We start from the raw sequence: 6,667 nt of genomic DNA on the forward strand, positions 1-6,667 counted from the left end.
GTGTCAGTTATCCTACATACATTATGCACGAAAACTTTCGGTTAGGCACTTATGGGGGCATTTCGGGCGGTATTCGTTCGACTGAGGTTGCCAAACAGCTTCTGGGTACCATGGAAATGGTGCCGGTTAAGCAGCAGGTGATGATCCCTATGGTTTCCAGCCATATCGAGGATGGCATTTTTGTGCCAACGGATATACATGAGCAGAGCGCCCAGAGTCTGCTCGAGACCATGGCTCGGTGGAGCAAAGCGCTGAAAACCATGCGTTGATAAACAGGCGTTGTAAAATAGATATTCAATATCATGCGGTGAAGCTGACGCATTTAGCCATTGACTCAGGATGCCTTCGAGAAAATTGATATGTTGACTAATACGCGTACCGGTTGGGGCCTTGTCAGTATCGTGCTGCATTGGCTCAGTGCTGTCGCGGTGGTGGGGCTTTTTATCCTAGGCTGGTGGATGACTGGGCTGGGCTACTATGACAGCTGGTATAACATTGGGCCCTGGTGGCACCGCTCGGTCGGCATGTTGCTGCTGTTTGCCACACTGTTACGGATTGTCTGGCGCCTGGTGCAGCCGACACCGGCTAGCCACGGCCAGCGCCTCGAGCGCCTGGCGGCAGATCTCGGACACATCGTGCTCTATGTGCTGTTGATTGGCGTGCTGGTCAGTGGCTACCTGATCTCCACCGCGGAAGGTGACCCCATCTCGGTGTTCGGCTGGTTCCAAGTGCCGGCCTCGATTACCGGTCTGCCTGACCAGGCGACGCTGGCCGGAAAGGTTCACTGGTATGGTGCTATTGCGCTGATGGTGCTATCCGGTGGTCATGTGCTGGCGGCCATCAAACACCATTGGATCGACCGGAACGACACCCTGGTACGCATGCTTGACCCGCGTCGCCAAGGCAGCGATTGACGACAGTTTTTCGAAAGCACCGATCTGTTATCTGATTTCACCAAGCAGGTTTTATCAAGTAAGCCCATCAACCAAAAGGACTAAGTTATTATGTTCAAGAAATCCGTACTGGCCGCCGCCCTCACTGTTGGGCTCTTGCCGGTAGGCCTGATGTCTACAGCCCAGGCTGCAGACTATGTCATCGACAGCGAAGGCCAGCACGCCTTCGTACAGTTTCGTATCAACCATCTGGGCTACTCCTATATCCTGGGCAACTTTCCGGGTTTCACCGGTGAGTTCCAGTACGACCCGGATAATCTTGAGGCCTCTGCGGTGAGTGTCGAGGTCGATACGACCACCCTGACCAGCCATCATGCCGAGCGCGACAAGCACATCAAGGGCAGTGACTTCCTCGATGTCTCTGCTTACCCGACCGCCACCTTCGTTTCCACCAGCTTTACGCCGGAAGGTGAAGACGCTGGCGTGATGGTGGGTGATCTGACGTTCCATGGCGAAACCCGCGAGATCGAAATGCCGGTTTCTCTGATTGGCGAAGGCGATGATCCCTGGGGTGGCTACCGTGCCGGTTTCGAAGGAGCGGTGACGCTGAACCTGGAAGATTACGGAGTCGACCTGTCCAGCTTCCCCGAGGTCATGCACGAGCTTCAGCTGTATGTGACCTTCGAGGGCGTCAGGCAGTAATTCGCCTCCCGCTGTAACGAAAAAACCGCTCTCGTCATCGAGGGCGGTTTTTTGTGTGTTTCCCGGGGGGCAAAGACCACCTCACCGACGGGTGGTTGGTATTTGCCGTCGGCTGTGTTTATGTTTAGGCAGTCAACGTCAGGCAGAAAACTACGCTGAAGAGAGGATGTCACCTTGACTCCAATCCCTGAGCACTCTGTATGTACAGTCATCCCGCTCAAGCCTGGAATCCCTTGGGTGATCTGCTGCAGTTATCCTGCATGAGGTTGCTACATCGCTTCCTGCTTGTCGCGCTGGCGTGCTTTTTGCCGCTGGGGATAGCGGTCGGGCAAGAAGATGATACCTCCGCCTGGTATCAGGTTGCTGCGAACGCTATTGAGCAGCGTGAAGGCGCGGCGAAGGCAAATCGGCGCACACCACGCGAGACAGTGCGTAACTTTATTGCGATGAGCGACGCCGGAAATTACGAGAGTGCTGCCGACTTCCTGAACCTGGCCGACTTGCCTGAGGATGAAAGGGTCTCCCGCGGCTCTGACCTTGCCCGTCAGCTTGGCGTGATCATCAATCGACAACTCTGGATCAACTGGCCCGGTCTGTCTGCCAGACCCGATGCCATGCGCGAAAAGGGCTCGGCGAATCATCCGTTAGCGGGTCAGCCACGGCGTGATATCGGGTTGAAAATGGTTGAGCTCAACGGGCAGGCTTATGAGATCCGCCTGGGGCGTTACAAAGCGGAAGACGCAGAACCAGTGTGGCTGTTTACGCCGCAGACTGTCGAAAATATTCCTGTTCTGTATGACGCCTTTGGCCCGCGCAGGTTTGAGTCCTATATCCCCGCATCGCTGTTGCAGCGTTTTGGGGGAATAAGAGCCTGGGAGTGGATTGCGCTGCCTGTTCTGCTGGTGCTGTTGCTTGGCCTGGGGTTTGTGACCAGTCGAAGCATCCGTTGGCTGGGCAGTATGGCGGATCACCCCATGCTGCGTCAGGCAGCAGAGAAGTCGCGGGTTCCGTTGGCGCTGGTAGTGATGGCGCTGACGGCGCAGCTGTTCCTCAAACTGGGGGTATCGTTCTCTGGTCCGACAACCAATATTGTCCGCCCATTGCTGATCATTGTGACCGTGTCGGGCCTGGGCCTGACCGCACTCAAGGTGATCGACGCTGTGCTCGATCGCGTGACCATGCGTGTGATTGGTGAAATCGACGATACCCGCAGTATGGAGCAACGGGAGTTTTATACCTCGATCTATGCGCTCAGGCGAATCGTCGTGCTTGTCATGGTTGCAGTAGCGGCGATTGTCGTGCTCAGTCGACTGAACCTGTTTGAATCGCTAGGTGTCACGCTGCTGGCCTCGGCAGGGGTAGTAACAGTGCTGCTGGGGATTGCTGGCCAGGCAGTGCTGGGTAACATTATGGCCTCTTTGCAGATCGCCTTGGCCAAGCCGGTACGAATTGGAGACAGCGTGCTCTTCGAAGGCCATTGGGCTTATGTGGAAAGCATTTACTATACCTTCATCCGACTGCGCACCTGGGATGAGCGCCGCATCATTGTCCCCGTCAAATATTTCATATCGCAGCCGTTTGAGAACTGGTCTGTTGGCGATGCGCGGATCATGAAGACAATTACGTTATTCCTGGATCACCGCGCAGATGTTACTCGCCTGCGCAACGTGTTCATCGAGCTGGCTACACGGGACGAAGGTGTCATTGATCACGAGACACTGGCTGCCCATGTGACAAAACATACCCGCGACGGCCAGGAAATATCTTTCTATGCGACGTCCCCCGATCCTTCGGCTGCATGGACGATGGCAATGCGTCTGCGCGAGGAAATGCTGGACCACGTGCGTACCCATCACCCTGACTGGTGGCCAAGCGAGCGGGTTGAAACCCAAGGCGTTGAAGTGCAAAGCACAGCTGCTGGTGCCCTGAAAAATCACAACAGCACACCAACCTGAACTCCCAGAGGCTGGAGTAACCTTCATGTGGCAAGAAGTCTGGTTAACACTCGCGAGTGAATTTTCCGACATACCGGATATGTCGCGTGTCCTGCAGGATATTATTCAGGGAATTGAAGTGTTGGCGGGACTCGGCTTGGATGCGACAGTGGTGCTGGCTACGCTCATTGTGCTTGTTATCTTGGCAGTGATTCCCAGGCTACTGGGCCCGTAAATCAGGCGGACATCAATCAGGACGACCCCAAATAGTTACCCCAAGGCTCAACCAGCGCACCATAGGAAAACCGCCCTTGCACTTCGAGGGCGGTTTTCCTGTGGTGTTTCCAGTGTCGCAGCCTTGGCTAGCCTGTTGACGTGCTGGGTTTACTGGCAGGACCCGCAGCAAACGCCGTCTTCGCCGTGTTTCGGCTTTTTTGCGGCTGCATCAGCAGCAGGCTTGGCGGTATCAGGCTTGGATGTTACCGCCTCCTGCATCTGTACCTGGGTTTTTTCAGCGTTGTCTTTCTTGAAAAGAGTCTTGAGCAGTCCCATGGGTAGACCTCACAGCGGATTTATTAAGATGTATTACACATGAATCTTATTGCTGTTCCGGCTGGCCGTCAATAGGGTGCATCGCGGGCTGGGGCTTTATCGAAAAACTGCTTGCTCTCGGGTTCAGGTGAAACGGCCCCGCGCTTGGCCACTTCTTGTAGGATAAAGCTAGAGGCAAGGTGAAGGGAGGCACAGGGTGTCGAAAACGTCTTCAACAAGGCGCGTGGGGCTGGGCATGATGCTGGCGTTCTGGGTGCTGCTGTTTGGCCTGGGCATGTGGTGGTTTAACGGAGTACTCGAAGAGCGCGAAAACCCCAATGCGCAACTGCTCGATGCGCCGCCGGGCGCCACCGTGACGCTTGCGCGTAACGCCTCGGGTCACTATGTGGCCAGCGGACGCATCAATGGTGAGCCGGTGGTCATGCTGCTGGATACCGGGGCTACCTCGGTAGCTGTGCCGGAACAGCTTGCCAAACGGCTGGACTTGCCTCACGAAGGTGAAGCCTGGTTCACCACGGCCAATGGCCGGGTGCGCGGCCAGCTCACCCTATTTGACGAAATAAGCCTGGGAGGCATCACCGCGAGACAGGTGCGCGGTTCAATTAGTACCGGGCTGTCTGAGGATATGGTGCTGCTTGGCATGAGTTTTCTGGGCCGTTTCGATATCGAAATACGCGGCAAGCAGATGGTACTGCGCGTGCCCGAGGCCAGCCCTTGAGTGCACTTATAGTGCTTCCGCCAGCCAACGTAGCTGCTCGGCGGCCGGCACGCGCCGACAGCCGCTGGCATCCTGGCCTGACCACAGCGGTGTGAAGTCGGTGCTTCCTATGGCTTCGGCAGCGCTGCGCAGTGCTGCCAACGCGCCACCCGCCTGGGGAAATGCCGGTGGCAAAGCGCTCATCGGGCCAAGCTCGCGCATTAACCGGTTCATGATGCCGCGCGATGGTCGCCCGGTGTGTAGATTGGTCAGCGCCGTATGCTGAGCCTGTTCACTGGTCAGTTTCTCGCGATGCAGGTCGCTGATCAGGCTCTCGGGGCAGCACAGAAACGCCGTACCGCACTGTACCGCTGAGGCGCCGAGCGCCAGCGCCGCGGCCACGGCGCGAGGGTTGCAGATACCCCCGGCTGCAATGACGGGCACTGACACCGCATCGACCACTTGGGGCAGCAAGGCCAGGGTGCCGACCTGGGTGGTAATGTCCTGGGTGAGAAACATGCCCCGATGGCCCCCAGCTTCCAGGCCCTGGGCAATGATCACGTCTGCACCATGGGCTTCGAGCCACACGGCTTCTTCCACCGTGGTGGCACTGGAGAGCACTAAGGCGCCCCAGGCCTTGACCCGTTCAAGCAGGGCAGCCTCGGGCAAGCCAAAGTGAAAGCTGACCACCTCAGGCCGGTGGCGTTCCAGGACTTTGCAGCTGACCGCATCAAAGGGGTTTCTGCCGGCTCCGGCGGTGGTGGGCGGCTCGACATCGAACTCGGCGTAATATGGCGCCAGTGCCTTTCGCCAGCGGGCCTGGGCTGCAGAGTCTTCCGGCGGGTTCACATGGGTGAAAAAGTTGACGTTAACTGGGGCCGGCGAAGCACCCGAAGTGGCGCGGCGAAACTCGCGTAGCGCCTCATCCAGCTCTTCGCTTGATAGCAACGCACTGGGAATGGCACCAAGCCCGCCGGCATTGGAGACCGCCGCGGCCATGGCCACGCCCTGCGCGCCAGCCATGGGCGCCTGAAGGATCGGCCACTTGAGGCCCAACTGCTGCGTCCAGCTCATGCTTATCCTCTTTTGCTTGTGGCCTCAGTGGCGGCCTGGTGTCAGTTCAGGCTCTGTTCAGCTACCCAAAGGTCCGTGATTGATCTGCGATAGCGGCTCGTTGACCGTGAAAATCTGCGACTCAATGCCGGTAACACCCATCGCCGTTAGGCGCGCGCTGTGCATTTCAAGATAGGCTTCGGCGCTGGCGGTGTCGTCAAACAGGTAGACGCCACCGGCTTGGCGCCGTTCGGCAGACTCGGTCCACAGCTTCCAGCGTATGCCGGGCTCGTCATTGATGCTGGCGGCCAGTTCGGTCATTGCCTCGCTCATGGCATCGCCAAAGGGGCCGTCGAAAGGAAAGTGAACTTGTAATACAACGGGCATGTTCTGCTCCTGGAAATAAAGGCTGTTAAGTGAGTGTATCAATGAATTGCTAAAAGCCGACTGACACTCAGGCCTTGGCTGCCAGCGCGCGTTCTCGGCGTATTTCCCAGTCCCTGGCCGCCTGCTGTCCGCGGGCCTGATTGACCCACAGGCAAATCACGATAGCGATCATGAATAGTGCCGCGCAGAACAGTATTGAGGCCTGCAGCCCTACGGCTGACTGTAGCAGGCCTAGGCCGATGATACCGATAACACCGGCTAGCTTGTTGGCCACGCCCCAGAAGCCGAAAAACTCAGCGGCTTTGTGATGTGGAGAAAACAGCCCGACCATGGCGCGACTGGCAGACTGGCTTGAACCCAGGCTAAGCCCGGCCAGACAGCCCACTACCAGGAACAGCTGTTGGGGCTCCCAGTCCAGACCAAAGCGTGCATTTAGCCACAGGGTCAAC

General features: G+C 57.5%; 9 protein-coding genes and 1 pseudogene. 6 read left to right on the top strand and 4 right to left on the bottom strand.

Annotated features, from left to right (window positions below; genetic code table 11):
• From ACTH3D_RS12105 to ACTH3D_RS12125, 5 genes and pseudogenes are all read left to right on the top strand, one after another.
• Positions 1–269 (top strand): annotated as a pseudogene (locus tag ACTH3D_RS12105) (hypothetical protein); the annotation flags it as partial.
• A gap of 90 nt (positions 270–359) precedes the next feature.
• Complete coding sequence (locus ACTH3D_RS12110; RefSeq protein ID WP_441667381.1) at positions 360–914, top strand: cytochrome b; 555 nt, start codon at positions 360–362, stop codon at positions 912–914.
• Positions 915–1,004: 90 nt separating this feature from the next.
• Positions 1,005–1,595 (top strand): YceI family protein, encoded by a 591-nt coding sequence (locus ACTH3D_RS12115; protein WP_441667382.1) that lies wholly within the window; start codon positions 1,005–1,007, stop codon positions 1,593–1,595.
• Between the two features lie 260 nt (positions 1,596–1,855).
• Positions 1,856–3,550 carry a mechanosensitive ion channel family protein gene (locus ACTH3D_RS12120; RefSeq protein WP_441667383.1) on the top strand — a complete coding sequence of 565 codons (1,695 nt, stop codon included), beginning with the start codon at positions 1,856–1,858 and terminating at the stop codon, positions 3,548–3,550.
• Between the two features lie 25 nt (positions 3,551–3,575).
• Complete coding sequence (locus ACTH3D_RS12125) at positions 3,576–3,764, top strand: hypothetical protein (RefSeq protein ID WP_441667385.1); 189 nt, start codon at positions 3,576–3,578, stop codon at positions 3,762–3,764.
• Between the two features lie 149 nt (positions 3,765–3,913).
• Here the strand turns inward: ACTH3D_RS12125 and ACTH3D_RS12130 are convergent, their stop codons facing one another.
• Positions 3,914–4,081: a CCGSCS motif protein gene (locus ACTH3D_RS12130; RefSeq protein WP_441667386.1), complete on the bottom strand. Its 168-nt coding sequence runs from the start codon at positions 4,079–4,081 to the stop codon at positions 3,914–3,916.
• Positions 4,082–4,277: 196 nt separating this feature from the next.
• On the opposite strand from ACTH3D_RS12130, the gene ACTH3D_RS12135 reads away from it, so the two are divergent.
• Positions 4,278–4,799: a retropepsin-like aspartic protease family protein gene (locus ACTH3D_RS12135; RefSeq protein WP_441667387.1), complete on the top strand. Its 522-nt coding sequence runs from the start codon at positions 4,278–4,280 to the stop codon at positions 4,797–4,799.
• 6 nt (positions 4,800–4,805) lie between these two features.
• Here ACTH3D_RS12135 and ACTH3D_RS12140 read toward each other — a convergent pair whose 3' ends face one another.
• The 3 genes from ACTH3D_RS12140 to ACTH3D_RS12150 form a co-directional block, all read right to left on the bottom strand.
• Positions 4,806–5,852: an NAD(P)H-dependent flavin oxidoreductase gene (locus ACTH3D_RS12140; protein WP_441667388.1), complete on the bottom strand. Its 1,047-nt coding sequence runs from the start codon at positions 5,850–5,852 to the stop codon at positions 4,806–4,808.
• A gap of 57 nt (positions 5,853–5,909) precedes the next feature.
• Entirely contained in the window at positions 5,910–6,218 is a 309-nt protein-coding gene (locus ACTH3D_RS12145; protein WP_441667389.1) for a monooxygenase, read from the bottom strand.
• Positions 6,219–6,285: 67 nt separating this feature from the next.
• A partial coding sequence (locus ACTH3D_RS12150; protein ID WP_441667390.1) for an MFS transporter occupies positions 6,286–6,667 on the bottom strand: 382 nt, incomplete at its 5' end.

Origin of the sequence: Halomonas sp. (genome assembly GCF_052095765.1) — a bacterium.
Classification (GTDB): domain Bacteria; phylum Pseudomonadota; class Gammaproteobacteria; order Pseudomonadales; family Halomonadaceae; genus Halomonas.

Excerpts from the sequence above, each read along its gene's own strand:
- ACTH3D_RS12110 (WP_441667381.1), top strand. The coding sequence starts at position 360 with ATGTTGACTAATACGCGTACCGGTTGGGGCCTTGTCAGTATCGTGCTG.
- ACTH3D_RS12115 (WP_441667382.1), top strand. The coding sequence starts at position 1,005 with ATGTTCAAGAAATCCGTACTGGCCGCCGCCCTCACTGTTGGGCTCTTG.
- ACTH3D_RS12120 (WP_441667383.1), top strand. The coding sequence starts at position 1,856 with ATGAGGTTGCTACATCGCTTCCTGCTTGTCGCGCTGGCGTGCTTTTTG.
- ACTH3D_RS12125 (WP_441667385.1), top strand. The coding sequence starts at position 3,576 with ATGTGGCAAGAAGTCTGGTTAACACTCGCGAGTGAATTTTCCGACATA.
- ACTH3D_RS12130 (WP_441667386.1), bottom strand. The coding sequence starts at position 4,081 with ATGGGACTGCTCAAGACTCTTTTCAAGAAAGACAACGCTGAAAAAACC.
- ACTH3D_RS12140 (WP_441667388.1), bottom strand. The coding sequence starts at position 5,852 with ATGAGCTGGACGCAGCAGTTGGGCCTCAAGTGGCCGATCCTTCAGGCG.
- ACTH3D_RS12145 (WP_441667389.1), bottom strand. The coding sequence starts at position 6,218 with ATGCCCGTTGTATTACAAGTTCACTTTCCTTTCGACGGCCCCTTTGGC.